A 17,142-nucleotide genomic window follows, 5' to 3' on the forward strand; every position below is an offset into this window, starting at 1 on the left:
GAGGATATCAAGTCTGCTTCACCCCCAAGGAGCGGACATCTAGCGGACATGCTGGGTCGACCTCTAAGGGCCACAAGCGGGAGGAGAGGAATAAGGAACGCCAGTCCGGCCGCGGATCTAAGGACGAAGGCGTTGGTCGCTAGTGGCGCACTAACAGCTCGCTTACATTTTCCTCACTGGCAGCTTATTGTTATGGTTTCCGAGGGTGGCCCCGGAGAGGGAATGCAGCTTGCGGTTTCTTTTTGAGGATTACGCATTTGATACCGACAGGCGCGAACTGCAGCGCGCAACAGACGTGGTTGTTGTCGCACCCCAAGTGTTCGATCTGCTCGAATACCTGATCCGAAACAGAGAGCGCGTCGTCAGCAAGGACGACCTCATCAACGCCGTTTGGAAGGGTCGCATCGTCTCGGATGCTGCGCTGACGACTCGCCTCAATGCCGCCCGGAGCGCAATCGGCGACACGGGCGAGAAACAGCAGTTGATCAAAACATTGCCGCGCAAAGGTTTCCGCTTCGTTGGTGCAGTGCAGGAAGACCGGAGGCCCGCAAGTCAGACGGTGGGCCCAGTCGAGCGAACCGACGACGCGCCGCCGCGCCTGTCCATCGTCGTGCTACCCTTCGCGAACCTGAGCGGTGATCGCGAGCAGGACTATTTCGTGGATGGTGTAACCGAGAGCTTGACCACGGACTTGTCGCGCATCGCTGGTTCATTTGTAATCGCACGGAACAGCGCCGTCTCATACAAGGGTAGAGCAGTCGATGTACGGCAGGTCGGCCACGAATTAAACGTTCGCTACGTGCTCGAAGGTTCAGTGCAACGCAGCGGCAAGCGACTCCGGATGAACGTGCAGTTGATCGATGCTAAGAGCGGCCAGCATCTTTGGGCCGAGCGCTTCGAGAAGCCTGTCGGCGACCTGTTCGATATGCAGGACGAAATCGTATCGAGGCTCGCCGGTACATTAGGTGCCCAGCTCATTGAGGCTGAGGCGCGACGAGCCGAGCGTACGCTGCATCCCGATGCGATGGACTTGTGTTTCCAGGGCCGGGCCTGGTTGATGAAGGGGATTAGCCTTGAATGCGTGACGCAAGCGCGGGGCTTCTTCGAACGCTCGCTGGAGTTCGATCCCGGCAACGTCGAAGCAATGATTGGTCTGGCAAATGTTGATACGGTAGTTGGGGGTAGCTTTACGACGGATGATGGGCCCGCGCGGCTTGCGGCGGCCGAGGCGATGGTGAACAAGGTATTGTCGATTAGGCCGAACAGTGCCTCAGCCCACATGGCTCGGGGTTGGGTCCAGACCTTTACGAACCGGGCCGCCCAAGGCATCCGTGAGTTCGAACTTGCGTTGGCGCTGGCTCCGAATTTGGTCCACGCTCATGCTGCCCTTGGTTTCGCAAAATCCTACATAGGTCGCGCTGCCGAGACCGAAGGCCATATACTCGAAGCTTTACGGCTCTCTCCTCGCGACGTTTTCGCCTACCAGTGGGCGTGTTTTGCGGGCGTGGCCAAGCTGCTGCTTGGTTCAGACGTCGAAGGCGTTAGTTGGCTGCGACGAAGCACCGAGGCGAACCGTAACTTTCATCTCGCTCATATATCGCTCGCCGCTGCCTTGGCCTTGACCGGCGCGCTCGATGAGGCGCGAACTGCTGCGAGAACGGGACTTGCGCTCAACTCAGGTTTCACCATTCGTCGCTTGCTCGCAGCTCAACAAAGCGACAATCCAATTTACCTTGCCGGGGTGCAGCGCTTGTGTGAAGGCTGGCGCCTCGCTGGCGTGCCGGAAGGATGATGAGCGCTTCGGGTCAGAAGTCGACTTCAGCGCGTTCCTGACCTACGTCGGCTTTGGGTCACAAGCGGCTGTCTAGCTGGTGTCCGACCTTGGTCAGCTCAAAGCCCAAAGCCGACAATACGGCGATTGAGACAGATGATAGCTAAGGGCCAAGGCCGAATTACACTGTGACCAACGCAGGGATTTCCGACCTGGGCAATGGTGTGCCGCGTCTCCCATTTGTCAGCGCCGTTGACCGTAATTGCCCGGAATTGCTGTTCCGCGAACTATTGGGTGGAGTCCTACCAACCAATCATGATGAATGTGCCTTCGCAGAACTGGTCATGGTGGTTGAAGTTCGGCGCATGTGTGACCGGCTGCATTAGCGGTGTCATGGCGCGCGATGTGGACTCCCGAGGTGAATGGCGCAGTTGAAGTTAGCGCCGCCTGCGCCTCCTTCCTAATGAACGAATGGCCGGCTGCAGCGCGACCGGCGACGGTGTCGGCATGCTGGCGGGAGCGCAGCCGCGGCAGACGATCGGATTGATTATCTGAGAAATCGGGAAAGGCATTATGCAATAGAGGAGTATCCTATGAAGTTGGCTCAAACATCAGCACTAATCATTTGTCTGCTCGGCGCGCCGGGAGTTTCGTTGGCCGCGGACGCCAAAGAGGACGTGGAGAAGGCTTACGCCGCTTGGGATGCCGCATTCAACAAGCAGGACGAGAAAGCCATCGGCGCCTCCTATGTCGCAACGGCAAAATTGATGCCGCCAACACATCAGGTCGCGTCGGGTCCGGCTGAGATCGAGAAGTTCTTTGCCGGACTCTTTACCAACGGTGTGACGGGTCATAAGTTGGAGATGATCGACGCCGGCGGAGACGACAAAATTGTGTTCGGCACAGCCAAGTGGAGCGCTACGGGTAAGGACAAGGAGGGCAAGCCGTCTCCCTTCAGTGGTTTAGCGACGCACGTCTTCGAACGCCAAGCCGACGGATCGCTCAAATTGAGGCTGCAAACATTCAACTAAAGCGGTCGAGGCTTAATCCGTCCGGTGAGGCGGCGGCCTTACCGGACACCCAAAACGGCTACTTGCCGCCGGTGCAAGAGATCTCCGGGTTGGGTCGGTAGCAGAAGCTGGCGGGCAGGAGTGCGACTGCTGGATCAGGCGGAGCCGGCGGCGGCGCGGGCTGGGGGTGCTGGATCGGGCGGCGGCGGCAATTCTCCGGCGGCCGCTAGCGGTCAAGGCGATTCGAGCAGCCCTGGATCGACCAACCCGGGCGCGACATCAATGACCCGAAGATGAAGGGGAAGTAGTCGCATCGCGAACAGCCCGCCGGATATGATCCAGCGGGCTATCTTCATGATGCGTTCGCTTATGAGCAGGAGCAGTCGCGGTTGAGGACCGAATTCATTGGAGCGATTGCCTTGGATTTGAGGATCGGTGACTAGATCGCCGACGAAGGAACGCTCTCAAACAAACAAAAAGTCATTCGCCGTCATCAAGTGCGTGAAGTTTGCAAGCGTAACTTGATCAGCTCCCGCCATGATAATCGTGCTAGTTCCGCTTTGAGTGATGACAAGGTCATCGAACGACTGCACGCCCGCAACATCAATGAAAGCTATCTTGTCATCCTGGCATTGGCTGAAATCCCGGATGAGATTGTTGGCACCAACGGTCATTAGACCATTGTCCTTGAATACAAACGTATCGGCACCTCCATGAGCATTGCCGCTCAGTTCACCATCTCCCCACATCTCATTGCTGACTGTGCCACCTTGCCCAGCCGTCCCCGCGTATAGGACATCGCTGCCGGCCTTGGCGCGACCTGAAATTTGCGCCGCATCGCCCCATAAGAAGTTGTCGACCCGGCCGCTGTCAACGGCGTGGCCCCCGAAGATAAGATCATCGCCTCCTTGGGTCGCCCCGCCCATGACCTGTGCGTCGCCATAGAGCTGGTTCACAACGTCCGTCAACGACCTGTCGCCGCCACTAAGACTGTCATTACCTCCGCTGGCAGCGTCGAACATCGTAACAGCATCGCCGACGGCGAAGTTCTTGCTCCCCTGCAGCGCTGCAACGTCGTCGCCGCCTTGCGCATGGCCGGACATTGTGGCGCCGGCGTCCCCGTAAAAAGACACTGTGGAGCCGCCCTCGTTTACGAAAGTATCGTTGCCGCCCTTGGCAAAACTGGAAATGTCGCCGCCGGCATCGCCATAGAAGGTCTTTGACGTTACCGCCCCACCGGATCCCGTGAAACTGTCGTCACCTCCCTCAGCATGGCCGGAAATGTTGCCTCCGGCATCACCGTAGAACACCTGCGTTGCGAACAAGGCCCCGTTGAAGGTGTCGTTGCCACCTTTGCTGTGGCCGGTCATGTCACCGCCGGCATCTCCGTAGAATGAGTTGCCTGAGTCCGTTCTGGCTGTGAATGTGTCATCGCCGCCTTGGGCGTGACCGGTCATGTTGCTCCCGGCGTCACCAAAAAAGGTGTTTGTAGCCTGTCTGGAGCCTTGGAAGCTGTCATTGCCACCCTTGCTGTGGCCAGACATGTCGCCGCCCGCATCGCCGTAAAAGGTGTGGGTGCCGCCCTGTACCGTCTGAGTTATGAAGGTGTCGTCGCCGCCCCGAGCGTGACCCGACATGGCGCCGCCGGCATCGCCGAAGAACGTATTGATTTGCTGTCTGCCAGTTCCACTCAAGAAGGTGTCGTTGCCCCCCTTACTGTGGCCCGACATGTCCACGCCAGCGTCCCCGTAGGCAGTGACACCTCCCGTTGGGAGTCCGTTGAATGTGTCATCGCCGCCCTGCGCAAAATCGAAAATGCTGCCAACCACGTCGCCATAAAATGTGTAATTGGAAAGTCCGACTTCATCGAAGGTGTCGTTCCCTCCCTTCGAAAAGTCAAACATGCTACCACCAGCATCACCGAATAGGGTCGGTGCGTCAGGGTTGCCTATCAGGTTGTCGTCGGTGCCAATTTGACGATTGACTAGGTCACCCGGAGTAAGCGGAACAGGCTGCCTGCGCATCGGAAGTCCTCCTCGACTGCATCCAACACAATCTTAGGGTGTTTCGTCAGGCAGCGATCAAACTATAAGTGGGTACACCCCGAGACCGAAGTCCCCGACTCGCTACAACGGAATGAGGCGGTACGGGCGGGTAGGTCCGCTTGGGTCACTCGCTGACGTCCCGGGTGTGGAACAATAGACCGCTTGAGTCCGCTAAGGGGGCTCAAAGTCGGCTTACACCATAACCAGAGGGTTTCCGACCTAGGGCAATGGCAGGAGAAATGATCTCAATCAAGTCTAAGTTGGTGAGTAACTACCGGCTAAGCCGCCCACGCCAAGGGCTGCATTGCTCGTCTAGATCTGAAACAAGCGCCATCGTAGTGCCTGTCTTTGGCGCGATGCAGCAAGACGTGGGCCAAGGCGCCCCACGAGCCTGTACGAAAAGGTTTCACTCTTGAGGGTCATTCCCCTTCGGCTCTTGTAGGAACTTCGGCATATGATGGCGTCCCTCGCCACGCTCGCTGCGGTCACGCGGGGCCGGGCGTTCGGAGGGGTCGCGGCCGAGCTTGGATTGCAGCTCGACGAGGTCGGTGAAGACGTCGGCCTGGCGGCGCATCACCGTCGGCGATCATCAGCGGCTGGCTCGCGATGGTGGAAATCACGGTGACTCGGACGCCGTCGGCGCTGGACGGCCTGGACCAGGGAGCGGAAGTCGCCGTCGCCCGAGAATAGCTCATTGTTCGATTGCTCGGCGAACTCGAGGTCGTCCACGGCGAGCACGGAAGCGCATAACAAAACGCGGAGCCGGAAGGACTGGCATAAAAAAATCGCAGCTCGCCGCCTAAGATACCTGCCGCATAGAATAGCCAAGCCCGACTTGTATCGGAATCTCGAAAATCTCTGCACCGTTTTCGTCCCGGACCCTGATGTAGTTGCCAGGCTGCGCGAAGGGTGGCTTTTCAGCGCCAGTGCGATGAGCGATGAACTTGGCGTGCTCCTTCGCCTCGCGGCGGGACGCGCATTGATGTCCCACCCTGTCGCAGGCCGTGAACGAGCCGACTAGATCGAAGTAAAACCGCTTCATAAAACCTAAAACGACCGTTCCTGCGCCGCGTTCCTATGGGCCTCTTAATCTCACGCCGGGCCGACCGATTTACCTGCCGAAACGCTCGACATTGCCGGCCACGATTTTTCTGTAGTGATATCTCGTCGGCGGTGCCGGTGCCCGCCGCGATCTGTCGCGGCCGCATGTCGATGACCTGGAGGGCATCAGCCATAAGAGCCAGCATCGAATACAAGCAAGCATGCGAACTCCAGTCCAGGCTGATAAATGTTGCGGAACAAGGCGGTGCGCGCAGATTAAGCCTCCGTGGCAGCCCGGGTTCCTAGCCACGTGCGTCAGCGACATCGTCTCCCGGGACGCGCGTCAGCGATAGGAACGAAATGTACCGTAAGCCGCTTGGTCGCTAAAGGAACCGCAGCATGAAAGTCGTCTGTCTCGCCTTCGCTATTGCAATCGTCCTTCCCTGTGCCGCTTTCGCTTAAGGCAGAAGAGGTGGGGGAAAGCGCGGCCTTGCGAAGGTTGTTAAGTCCAATGAACGCCGCGCCGCACACGTTCGCTCCGGCGTAAATTAGCCAATATCAAGGGACACCTCTATGCATCGATCGATCGCAATCGCTTTCGCAATGACCTTCTCTTGCGTCGCCGCTTCCGCATCGGCCGAGCAATGCGAGGACAAGCTCCAGCAGGATAAATCTCAGCAGAACTCAGCCGACGAGGCCCAAGTGAGGGGCGACCTCAAGGCCGGTTCGCAATGCGCTACTCCAGGCGATAAGGAAGAGTCAGCAAAGAAGAACGAGGACAGAGCCGCAAAGCTCAAAAGCGAAGGGAAGGTGGAAGACCACACCACCACCGGCCAGCCACGTACCAAGGAATAAGGCCAACGGCGTGCAAGCATCTTGGCCCATGCGATGAGGGTGCCGTACCTCGTGATTTCGTAGTGCTCGACGGCCTGGGCCGCCGCGATCAGTGCCGCGTCCAGCACCTGCTTTTCGTCAATATCGCCCGCGACTTCGCTCGCTTCCTTGAGGATTCCGTCAATCGCAGGGCAATCGACGCCCTTAGCCTCGACGCCGTGCATCTCGAACACTTTCTCAAGCCGGGTGATCTGGCCCTTGGTTTCGGAGAGATGCGTCTGGAACCCGTTCTTGAGGCCGAGATCGCTCGCTTTCTCGATCATGTCCGGAAGGTTCTTCGCGATCTGCTGCTCGGCGTAATAGATATCCTGCAGCGTATGCACGAAGAGGTCGTTCAGCGTCTTTAAGTCCTTGGTAAAAAAAGCCCATGGCGTCCTCCTGTGTTTCTGCTCTGCAAACAGCCGGTAATGGAGAGCGTTCCCAATCTTACAGCGTGCGAAAGCTCACGTTCCAGCCGCTCGCGCAGGATGCGCCAGAACTCGGGTGCGAGTTTTGCCACCATGACTTCGATGACCGCGATATTGTCCCGCTCGGCCTCGTGGCCGCTGCGCCATAGGACCCTGGCCGGGCGCCCGGACAAAGCTGGTCGCGCCGCCGAATTTTCCGGTCAGTTCTTCCAGGAATTCCTCGAACCAGCTTTGCGAAACCGGCTCTCCGTCACCGCGCTCCTTCGGCAGGAGAATCTGCACGAGAAGGATTTACTCATGACACAAGCCTTGCCCTGGAGCTGCCCGGCCAGCTGCCGAGAAGCGTTTCGGTCGTTACGCATTCCACCTGCTGCCCGAAGCGGTTCATGTAGATGTTCATCATGGAATCATGCGTTTCGTCAGCCGAACTGCAAAGTGCGTCAGTGACAAGAATGACGCGGTATCCCCAGTCGACGGCGCCGAGCACCGTCGCCAGCACGCAGACATCCGTCTCGCCGCCGGTAATGATGATCGTATCGACATGAGCCGCGCGCAGCTGCTCGTGAAGATCGCTTCCTGTCCAGGGCGAGTAAACGTGTTTGTCGAAGATGCGTGCGGGCGGTACGAACCGCGCGAGATCCCGAACCAGTCCGATCATTTCGGGACCAAGCTCGTCGATGGTCATCGATCCCCAGCGCTCATAATAGCGTCGCCACATGCCGGCACCCTGGCCCGGCTTCTGCGCCGGGATGAACCGGGTGAAGACGGTTCGCTCGGGGTGGGCCGCCGCGACCGAAACGACATTCGGCAAAACCCGCGGCAGCCACGGCATCTTCCATGCCGTGCTTTCCGCGAACATCCTCTGCATGTCGACGCAAATATGAACCGCGTTCTCTCCGGGTGCCCCAAAGCGGAGCTCATCGTTCTTTGGCATTGGCGCCGTCCTCGAAAGTGAGCTTCAACGGAGCGGCGCGACCTTGGTTCCTGTCCTGAAAAGGGGTTGCGGCGAGCAACCCGGCTAGCCACGCGGCAATGAGCGGGGAAAGATGGTCAAAGGTGCGGTGACGCACCGCGTCCAGCTGCCGCCGGCTCTCAACCTCGGCTGATGTCGCGCTGTCGATTTACTCCAGTCCCGCTTCCCGCTAGCCTATCCGCATTGCAAATGCGAATTTCATTGTGGGGTAGCGTTATGTCGAGTGCGATTGAGTTGATTGTCGATGGCTATGCCCGACTGAAGGATCGCCAGTCGCTCGAGGATCTACGGATGCACCGCCGGCGCTTGGCGGTCGACCTAAAGGCCAGGGAGGGCTTCGACTGCCGGTCATCGACCGCCCAACTCGAGCAAGATATCGCTGCAATCGAGGGGGCTGCAGACGCTGTCAGGACCCGTGTGGGGGTAGGGGAACCTGAAGGGACCACGGCGTGATGGCAGGCGGTTGCCTATCCCTGTTGCCCCGGCGGGCACTCCGAGTTGGACGGCAAGCGAAACGGCGCCACACGGAGCTGAGGACGGGGTTCGGCATCTCGGGAGTCGCCCTCACGTCGCCGAGGCGGTGCTGAACCACCTGCCCCCTTGGCTGGTGCGCACCTATGACACGAACATCTACTTCAAGGAAAAGCGCGAAGCGCTGAATTTATGGGCGGGCGCATCTGATGGGGCTGGTCGAGGGTGCCCCGAGCACCGTGGTGCCGATCAGAGCTCGACTATGGCGCTATGCAGCCAGCGCCAGAACCTGATCCGCTGCTTCTGGTACGCTGTGTGCCGGGATCAGCTCGAGATCGTCTTTGGCTGCTTCGTGTTTCAACTCGGCGATCGCTCGCATTGTCGCTTGCAATGCCTTCTCAGGATACGTGATGTCGTCTTCGCGAGGAGCGCCCAAGATCACTGCACCCCGGCTCACGAAGCCTTCACGCTTCACCATCACTAGCTCGTAGAGCTTGCCCCGCACAGTGCCAACCGATGCTGAGAGTCCATTCGGCCGCAAAGTGGCAAAATTGGCACCTCGGCTTTCGTAAAGGAAACCGATCCGCGGCGGCATGCCGTTTGAGATGAGCTGCACATCGCAATTGAAGCTGTTCGCGAGTTCCGGACGGCGTTCGATGACGCTTTGCCGCACTTGCGCCTGCCACTGCTTGGTTCCTTCTTGCGCGGTAGTTTCGTCCTCTTGCGCATCGAGCTCGTCGAGACTCGCCATCGAGCACGATCGATAGACGGCTTGGCGCAATACGCCATATCGTTCGGCGCGCGAGGACGCCTCTTTCCAAGAGCCGAGCGAGAAACCAGTCAGCGGAATGGTGGGATTTGCGTTGCCTATTTGCGACCGCAGCGCATCGAGCACGAAATCGATCATCTGGGACAAGTGCGCCCGCCTCGACCCATACAGGGCCTTAAGTACGTCCTCGCGCACCGTGCGCTTCACTTCCCCGCCCGCCGCATCAGAGACGACAATGGCCACGGTAATGCGCTCACCCGAGCCGGTGATGGGTTCGAAAAACACTGGCGCCCAGCTGGCCCGGTATGAAGGCGCTGTTTGGACATCGAGTTTGATGCTCATAGCTGCATCCTAAGCTGCGTGTTGGGGAACCTTATTCCGATGTGGTTAACGATGTTCACCAAACGATCGCACACAAAAGCGGCGAATGCCTGGGGTAGGTCAGGTCCGGCGACGCCGACGAGCTCCGCGGCGCAATCACGGGCCTGGACGTCGTCGAACAAATCCGCAAACCTCAGTGCATCGCGCTTCAGCCGCTGCTGTGCCACTTGGTCGCTGTTAGCCACAAAGGCCAGCCAGCATTCGATCATGACGTTGCGATCGGCGTAGTGCGGGTCGAGGTTGAGCGCCTTACCGTGATCAATCAAGGCAAACGTGTTCTCGTCCTGCCAGAGGATATTTTGAAGGTTTCGATCCCGGTTGTTGATCCACTCGTCAAAAGCCGCGACCTTTGGGAGTGCCGGCCAATTTCTGAGCAATTCGCCGAGCATCGATTGCGACTGAGGGCTCCCGGCGTCGAAGTTCAAGAATTGCGAGCAATTCGGGTGCGGAAGATCGACAGATCCAAACATCCAAGCGCCTGTTGCCTGATCCTTCAGGAGCAGGGGTTCGGGCGCCGGTAGGCCGACCGCGCGGCACAAAAGAGAGCAGTATATCTCGCCGAGGATTTCTTCGTCGGGCAACTTCTTGGCGACGACCGCAACGTCCGTCCCCTGAACGTCCGCAAAACCGCGCACCGCGCCCTTCAGTCCGGTGCCGACGGGCACAGCGCCGAGAAGTAGAACGCCGAATCGAATGGACATGGGCTGCGAGTGGGTCATGGGGCCTACCCGGATGGTGGGGGCACCTCTGTGGCTGAGTCAACGACGCAGTACGCTGGTCCGGCCCGGCGAGATTTGCTCGGCGCCCTAAGGGGCCCCCGGAAGGGGATGGCTCTCAGCAAATCAGCATGGGCAGAGAGGTGGACCGTCCGGAGGTTAGCCTTTGATCCGATTCTCTCGGACGTCTTTCAGAATTGCTTCGTACGTCGCAATCACCTGCTTATTGCGATCAATTGCCTCCTGGGTGACGTCTACCCAGGCGCCGCTTCCCTCGCGCTCACCTAGCGTCATCCTTCCCGACTCAAGGGGCTCGAGATCTTTCCTCAGTTGCTCAAGCTGCTTCTCGATGCCCCTTGCGTATTCGTGCCAGTCCGGTGCCACGCTCGTCCTCCCAGTCCTACAATGAGCTTGACGCAACTTTAGCGCGAACGCAAGCGGTCACAGGGCATTGGCACATTGGGAGTTAGCGGGCATGGTAGCTCCCTCATGGAATACCCCAGCGCGTGCCGGCTTACCTCGTTCGCACAATCGAGACCCGCGACCTGGTCGGGTTATTCGTCGCCGATGACGAAGACGACCTAGCGTTCGTGATGACGAATGCACGAATGCGCCTGAGTGCGAATACGTTGAGCTCCCCAACGGCGGGGTGGTATGGGACAGCCCTGCCAAGTCGGTACCCCTCGACGCTGGCGATCCGCAGGACGAGGAATCCGAGCCAGAGGAATTCCCATGGGCTGGCGCCTCGCTCACCGAGCGCTGGTGGTACATCGCCTACGGGATGGAAGACGTCGAGTGGACGCCTTTTGACGACGATCCCCCCGGCCGTCCCGGACGGAGCCGCGCCCGGCAGGCTGGCGTCGGGTCATCCAGTTTCGGAAGCTCCGCGGTAACGAATGACCTGGGATTTTCCTAGGGGTATGCTTTGCAGGAATGTCTCTTCAAGCTTAGCTTTAGCCGTGACCCGACAGGCACGAAGACTTATTGATCCGCGACCTTGGACCAAGTCCCGCTGCTGTCTTTCATGTCACGATGAGAGATACCGGTGTCCCAGTCGACGCAGATTCGGACATCCTTGAACTCATTCAAGGTGCATGCTTCACGCACGATGACCTTGCCGTTCATGTCCTCGACCGTTTTCAAGAAGGCGACTTTGCCTTGATTATCGACGTAGCTCAAACCGATGTTGCACACCTTTAGTTCAGGCTGGCAGGAGCGATGAAGGAGCGGCTTTCCGTTATTCTGACTCGCCGATCGGTCCATCGCCTTGTTTACCATTTCCGCCCAAGTAGGGGCAGTATCAGGCTTGGAGGTCCGCGAAGCGGTGACGCCACTGCCTGATGGGGACAACGACAAAGGTGCATTTGGCGGAGTTTGCTGCAGATTGGCGACGGGCGGAGTGACCTGAGATGGACGGCCCATCATGGTGACGCCCATTGATTGAAGCTCCTGAGGGCTCAGCCAGACCATATCCTGCGAAGACGTAACGACCATCCGACCAATGATGGCGGCTGGGACGCCGAGCTCCTTTCCGATTTTCGCCATGGATACTGTTGCAGCACCTGACGCGGCAGTTTCTTCGCCATTTTCTCCTGAAGCTCCGTGGACGCCGACTTGTGCGCCGTAGCCGGCGTTCTTGGTCGAACCGGCAGCGAACATCAGAAAACACGCAGAGGCGCAAACCGCTGTTTTGCCAACGTTGGTAGACGTTTTGCCAAACCTGATAGCGTCGGCGATCTTTACACCTTCGAGCAAGTTGCCGCCTGGAGAATCCAGCCTCACGTTCGCGACAAACTTCCCGGAATCGTTGGCTTGGCGAACTGACTGCAAAAACTTGTCGGCGTCGCCTGGAACAATTTCTCCAGTGATCCAGATCGTCGCTTGCCCAGATTTACCCACGCCGACTTTGACTTCGGCAGAGTGGCCGTGAGTAGATAACGTAAGAAGTACAAGCGAAATTAAGACACTTGAGCGCGATTTGCCCATCACTCCCCCAATCGACGAGCATTGTCTCGCAACCTCGACGCGTACGCAAGGCCGAAGGGGATTGGCTGCCACGAAGCCCAACAAGGCTTGTCGGCTCATTGCGGAGGGCGCGTGCCCCGCTTAGTTGGTTCGCGACGAAGCAACATTTATCGAGCGATCCGCCCGCCGGTCGCACTCAATATCGAGGCGTCCGATGACCGCTCTGACCCGTGGACGTATTGTAGTTGCCGCTGGTCCCGAAGTTATCACGCTGCGTGCCGTTGGGATTTGTAGCGACGTAAGGCGCCACGTAAGTTCCGTTGCTGCGGGTGTAGCCAGACGATGTGTGCGTGCTCGGGTTAGAGCCGGTACCAGTTAAATATTGCGCGTCGGCCGCGGTAGCGGTCAGCAAGAACGCCGCCGTCAAAATAAGCTGTTTCATCCCTGGTCCCCCAAATAGTGTTATTAGTTTGGGGATGCAACCACGAAGTCATTCGACAGTCGAGTTCGACTATTGGATGAGCCACAGCAGATGGTGCTTGCGAGCTTATGCAGGCAAATGTCTGAGGGAGGTCGCGCAGGGATAGCCGTGTATGAATTGCGCCACTGTCTACTAGCGCTGCAAAACTGGGGCAGGGGAATGAAGACTCTCAATTGTATGCTGGCTGCGCTGACGATTGCGATCACCTTCGGCGCCGGGCTCCTGAATGCGCGTGCTGATAGCCTGCGCTGGGTATGTAGATACGAGGCGATGGCATCGCCATCTGGAATAAAGCAAGAGAGCTTTAGGCTCGAGTTTGTCTTGGACACACTAACCAAGAAAGCTGTGCTGATCGGCAACGCCGGCGTTTCTGACCTAGACGTTTTCAACGGTAACCAGGCCATCACATTTCAAGAAAAACTGGCCACAGGCGCAATTCAGACCACGACGATCAGTCATACAGACGGTCGATCGGTACATAGCCGCCACTCGATCATGAACGGCACATTTGTCCCCTCGCAGTACTACGGCGGCTGCAAGTAGCTTCCAAAATCAGGTGGCAACGTCTGCTGGCTCGCTCGCGCTGATCGGCGGCAGCGCCGGCTTACGCGGCCGCTTCTTGAGATCTTTGTGGTTGAAGTGCCCGCGGGCGGGACCAGGACCAGCCAGCGCTTACATATCTTTCGCAGGGTAAACTCGGAAATGCCAAGATCGCCGGCCGCACGGATCATTGTCTTACTCCAAACTAGATCTCGGATCTCGGCGCGTGTCGTTTCTCTCCGCAGATGGCGACGCCCGATGGAAATCTTTCTGCTTTTGCGCGGCCGCTTGATCCCGTGCTTTCGCTCGAATGCCTTGGTGGCCCTGTCTTCCATTCTTGATCGGTAGCGCGTCAGGCGCTCGGGGTACGCTGCGCATAGACCGCGCGCCCACCGTTTGGGCAGAGCGGGCCTCGGATGACGAGGTCGTGCTACTTGGCGCCCGTCAGTAACAAGCCCGCGCCGCTGCAGTAGAGTGGGCGTTCTACTTGCTCTATTTGCCCCACGGCGCTAACCCTATATCGGCAGGGAACGTCACATGTCAGACAAGGCCCGCGAGTTAATCGATTTCTGGGTGGAGAACAGCACGCTGTGGGGCAGCACCAGACTGCGGGCGCGTCGCAGGATGTAGCAGAACTCACGCGGCGTCTCATCGAGGCTGCCAAGGGGCAGGGCATTTCCGAAGCCGAGTTTTAGGCGGCAATTGGCGACATCGCCCCCTATATCGAAGAGCTTCTGAGGGGGGTGAATAAAGCCGAAGGCGAACGGCGCAAGCCTACTTAGGCTTGGTCAACCTTTACACATCACCAGGATCAAGTTCGATTTCTTGGAACATCCGCTGTTGCTCAGCCGTCAACGCTTCCGCCGTCCAGCCTTCAGGCACGGCCGCGAGTACCAAGGTCAGCGCCTAGCTCGGCTTAGCCAGCGCAATCCAGATCTCAGTTTTCGTATCGTCCGAGGCTACCTCAACGACAGTAAAACTGTTGCCGAACGACTCAGCCATCCGCCCCCAATTCCACAGCTCGCGACTGGTTTCTACTTTCGCAGATGTGAAACCGCAGCACGGCCGATTGGCCTGTTGAGTGAGAGTAGTCCCGTTGAACTAATCGGGCTTTCGATGATCTTATAGGAAGGGCCACTCGGAATGCCGCCGTGCCCCACCAGAACGAGCGTGTAGAACTCGCTCCAAACGTGGCAGGCTGTTTACCTTCTGCCAATCATCCGTCGGGGATCTGTCCAGCGATGAAGTCTGCAGCGCGCTTCGCGGGATCGGTCGCGACATGCGAATAGCGCGCGGTGGTGGCAGCCTGAGTGTGACTCAGCAGGCGGCCAATGATGCGCAGGCCGAGACTGCAATCCGCTGCCGAAGCTCGCTCCGAAGGGTGCAGGCGTTTAACTTTTTCCGTGGCTTCCCGGTGGCTTTTTCGGGCAAAACTTCCGACGTGTCAAACTGGTGACTGCTATATCATATTGAACCATATGAATTATTTGGTGCCGGCTGAGGGGATTGAACCCCCGACCTTCGGTTTACAAAACCGCTGCTCTACCGCTGAGCTAAGCCGGCCACGCTTGGAAGCGGGCAGGGCCGGCATGTGCCGGGGCTGTCTGCCCGTGCGCGCCGCAATATCAGACTTGGTTAGAAAGTGCCAGAACCAGACGGTTGGGTTTCGCCGACATGAAACAGGCGGCCCGCAGGGCCGCCTGAAACCCCCTTCAACCCGATGGAAGAAGGCCTTACTGGCAGATGTGCTGGAGGCCGTCCGCTCCCTTGTACCAGGTCCCGGGCCGGCAAACGATGCCGTTGCGGGCCGCATAGGTATCCCAATTGCCGTACCAGCCCATTTCGCCGCGGCCGCCGGCATACCCACCGGAAGTGTCATAGGCGTAGGAATTGTCCCAGCTGCGGAACGGCGCTGAGGCAACGGCTGCCGCGGTGCCGACGGCGGCACCTGCAACCGCGCCCGCAGTCGCTGCGGGCCAGAAACCGTTATCCTGCCTGGTCACGTTGTTGTAGCGGTCCGGGTCGCGATAGGCTGTCCGCCTATATTGTCGCTGTTGACGGCTGGTGGCGTAAGGGCTGCCGGCGCCCGCATTGAGGCAATTGGCGCTGGGGAACATGGATTCGCAGGCGGCCGGGTTGCTGATGGAGGCCTGACCCATTGCAGGGCTCGCGAGTGCGGATACCGCGATCACGGCGGCGCCGATTAACTTGAGGCTCGTCATGGTATTTACTCCATGTGGTTGAGAGCATCGTTAAGTGCGACGCTAAGTGCGATCGTCGACAAGTCGTTCCGTGATTTCATTCGGGCGGCGTCACTTCGATGTGATCGCGCGGGGGATGTGCGGTTTGTGCCACGCAATCCAGGCTGGTCCGCGCGAAGCCGTGCATCGCGGCTTCCGCACAGCGTTAACGCTTCGCTAGCTCGCTTCGCGGCATTCGAGCACGATGCGATCCTTACGCGTTAGGCTTACCTGAAGTTGGTGAGCGGGCCTTAACTCTCTCTGCGTCGCGATCGGATAGGTTGTCGCCGGATAACCGGGGTCCCGTCATGCGCGCTCTCGCGCTCGCCGCCTTTCTGATCGGATTGCCCGCGACGGCGTTTGCCGGCGGCGGCTTCGATATCGTCGTGCCCGGCCGCCCGGGCGTGCCCATCATCATCAACAACATCGACGCGTCCTACAGCGTGGTCGAGGGTGTCTGGGGTCTCGGCAAGAACGTCCAGGTGCAGCCGACCATCTATGGCGGGCGCTACATCGCCGAGCGGCAGCCCGAGGACGTCGGCCATTATTATCCGACCATGGGCCTGCGGCCCGGCTACGGCCGGCTCGAGGTCGAGCCGCCCGCCAACCGCAAATTGCCGAAGCCTGCCGAGAGCTATTACCAGAGCTGGGGTGTGCAATCGGCGCCGCTGCCACCGCAGATGGACGTGCCCGTCAATCCGCCGCCGGTGATCTTTGCGCCTGAGATCAACGACCGTCCGCGGCGTCCTCGGTCGCGGCCGCATGCACAGGCGCCCCGAAGGCCGCCAACTTAAGACACGTCAAGAATTCAAGAAAAATCCAAAATACGAAAATCAACAGGAGAGAGTAATGCGTCAGATGATTTCGGGACTGGTTGCGGCGGGTGCCGTGATGTTCGTCGCCACCGCGCCCGCCGCGGCTTGCGGCTTCAGCGCGTGCGCACCGGTTGTGCCGGTTTACTCCGGCTGCAACACCGGTTGCGGCGGCTACGGGTACGGCTACGGCTACGGTGCCTATGAGCGTCTCGCCGAGCCGACCACGCAGTATTATTACGTCAACCAGGGCCCGACCTACACCGGCCCGGGCGCCTTCGCGCCGTATCCGACCTATCGTGAGGACGCGGTCGTTGCGCCCGCCAATTACGGCTACGGTTATGGCTATCGCGCTGCCGCCGTCGAAGCGCCGGCGGCCTATCCCTATCGCCGCCCGTACTACCGTCCGTATCGTTACGGCTATGGCCCGCGCTACGGCTATCTGCCGCGTACGCACTACGGCTATGGTCAGCGCTACCTCTACGCCCACCGCCGCGCGCCGGCGCCGTACTATTACGGCGGCCATCGCGTGCTGCGCCGCTATTACTGATCTCTGATCGGTTGAGCCGACGCGACGCCCGTCCGCATGATGCGGACGGGCGTTTTGTTTTTTGGATTCTCAGTTT

Annotated in this window: 13 protein-coding genes, 1 tRNA gene and 2 pseudogenes; 5 read left to right on the forward strand and 11 right to left on the reverse strand. The window is 59.2% G+C overall.

Features of this window, described 5'->3' with window-relative positions; genetic code table 11:
• Nucleotides 1-229: 229 nt before the first annotated feature.
• Together BJ6T_RS20740 and BJ6T_RS20745 are read left to right on the forward strand one after the other, a co-directional pair.
• Nucleotides 230-1,792: a winged helix-turn-helix domain-containing protein gene (locus BJ6T_RS20740; RefSeq protein ID WP_014494435.1), complete on the forward strand. Its 1,563-nt coding sequence runs from the start codon at nucleotides 230-232 to the stop codon at nucleotides 1,790-1,792.
• Between the two features lie 572 nt (nucleotides 1,793-2,364).
• Nucleotides 2,365-2,802: a YybH family protein gene (locus BJ6T_RS20745; RefSeq protein ID WP_014494436.1), complete on the forward strand. Its 438-nt coding sequence runs from the start codon at nucleotides 2,365-2,367 to the stop codon at nucleotides 2,800-2,802.
• A 443-nt stretch (nucleotides 2,803-3,245) separates the two neighbouring features.
• On the opposite strand, the gene BJ6T_RS20750 is transcribed toward BJ6T_RS20745, so the two are convergent.
• The 9 genes and pseudogenes from BJ6T_RS20750 to BJ6T_RS42640 all read right to left on the reverse strand — a co-directional run bounded on the left by BJ6T_RS20750 (nucleotide 3,246) and on the right by BJ6T_RS42640 (nucleotide 12,467).
• Nucleotides 3,246-4,805, reverse strand: coding sequence for a hypothetical protein (locus BJ6T_RS20750; protein WP_014494437.1), 1,560 nt, complete (start codon nucleotides 4,803-4,805; stop codon nucleotides 3,246-3,248).
• Between the two features lie 427 nt (nucleotides 4,806-5,232).
• Nucleotides 5,233-5,561 (reverse strand): annotated as a pseudogene (locus BJ6T_RS48485) (NYN domain-containing protein); the annotation flags it as partial.
• A gap of 64 nt (nucleotides 5,562-5,625) precedes the next feature.
• Complete coding sequence (locus BJ6T_RS49685; RefSeq protein ID WP_014494439.1) at nucleotides 5,626-5,868, reverse strand: DUF6894 family protein; 243 nt, start codon at nucleotides 5,866-5,868, stop codon at nucleotides 5,626-5,628.
• An 862-nt stretch (nucleotides 5,869-6,730) separates the two neighbouring features.
• Nucleotides 6,731-7,162: pseudogene (locus tag BJ6T_RS43750) on the reverse strand (YciE/YciF ferroxidase family protein); the annotation flags it as partial.
• A 301-nt stretch (nucleotides 7,163-7,463) separates the two neighbouring features.
• Nucleotides 7,464-8,102, reverse strand: coding sequence for a cysteine hydrolase family protein (locus BJ6T_RS20775; RefSeq protein WP_014494441.1), 639 nt, complete (start codon nucleotides 8,100-8,102; stop codon nucleotides 7,464-7,466).
• Between the two features lie 778 nt (nucleotides 8,103-8,880).
• Nucleotides 8,881-9,723: a hypothetical protein gene (locus BJ6T_RS20785; RefSeq protein WP_014494443.1), complete on the reverse strand. Its 843-nt coding sequence runs from the start codon at nucleotides 9,721-9,723 to the stop codon at nucleotides 8,881-8,883.
• Nucleotides 9,720-10,481: a HipA family kinase gene (locus tag BJ6T_RS20790; protein ID WP_014494444.1), complete on the reverse strand. Its 762-nt coding sequence runs from the start codon at nucleotides 10,479-10,481 to the stop codon at nucleotides 9,720-9,722. Before BJ6T_RS20790 ends, BJ6T_RS20785 begins: the two co-directional genes overlap by 4 nt.
• A gap of 156 nt (nucleotides 10,482-10,637) precedes the next feature.
• Nucleotides 10,638-10,862, reverse strand: coding sequence for a hypothetical protein (locus BJ6T_RS20795; protein ID WP_014494445.1), 225 nt, complete (start codon nucleotides 10,860-10,862; stop codon nucleotides 10,638-10,640).
• A 597-nt stretch (nucleotides 10,863-11,459) separates the two neighbouring features.
• The gene (locus BJ6T_RS42640) at nucleotides 11,460-12,467 is read right to left on the reverse strand and encodes a COG3904 family protein (protein WP_144038006.1); all 1,008 of its coding nucleotides are present in this window, start codon (nucleotides 12,465-12,467) and stop codon (nucleotides 11,460-11,462) included.
• Nucleotides 12,468-13,083: 616 nt separating this feature from the next.
• Between BJ6T_RS42640 and BJ6T_RS20805 the strand changes: the two genes are divergently transcribed.
• Complete coding sequence (locus BJ6T_RS20805; protein ID WP_141378678.1) at nucleotides 13,084-13,467, forward strand: hypothetical protein; 384 nt, start codon at nucleotides 13,084-13,086, stop codon at nucleotides 13,465-13,467.
• A gap of 1,485 nt (nucleotides 13,468-14,952) precedes the next feature.
• On the opposite strand, the gene BJ6T_RS20810 is transcribed toward BJ6T_RS20805, so the two are convergent.
• Nucleotides 14,953-15,027 (reverse strand) — tRNA-Thr (locus BJ6T_RS20810).
• A gap of 170 nt (nucleotides 15,028-15,197) precedes the next feature.
• Nucleotides 15,198-15,686, reverse strand: a complete 489-nt coding sequence (locus BJ6T_RS20815) for a hypothetical protein (RefSeq protein WP_014494450.1) — start codon at nucleotides 15,684-15,686, stop codon at nucleotides 15,198-15,200.
• A 326-nt stretch (nucleotides 15,687-16,012) separates the two neighbouring features.
• Between BJ6T_RS20815 and BJ6T_RS20820 the strand changes: the two genes are divergently transcribed.
• Complete coding sequence (locus tag BJ6T_RS20820; RefSeq protein ID WP_014494451.1) at nucleotides 16,013-16,498, forward strand: hypothetical protein; 486 nt, start codon at nucleotides 16,013-16,015, stop codon at nucleotides 16,496-16,498.
• Nucleotides 16,499-16,553: 55 nt separating this feature from the next.
• A complete protein-coding gene (locus BJ6T_RS20825) occupies nucleotides 16,554-17,066 on the forward strand; it encodes a hypothetical protein (RefSeq protein WP_014494452.1) in 513 nt (170 codons plus the stop codon).
• The last annotated feature ends 76 nt before the right edge of the window (nucleotides 17,067-17,142 follow it).

It is taken from the genome of Bradyrhizobium japonicum USDA 6 (genome assembly GCF_000284375.1).
GTDB classification, from domain to species: domain Bacteria; phylum Pseudomonadota; class Alphaproteobacteria; order Rhizobiales; family Xanthobacteraceae; genus Bradyrhizobium; species Bradyrhizobium japonicum.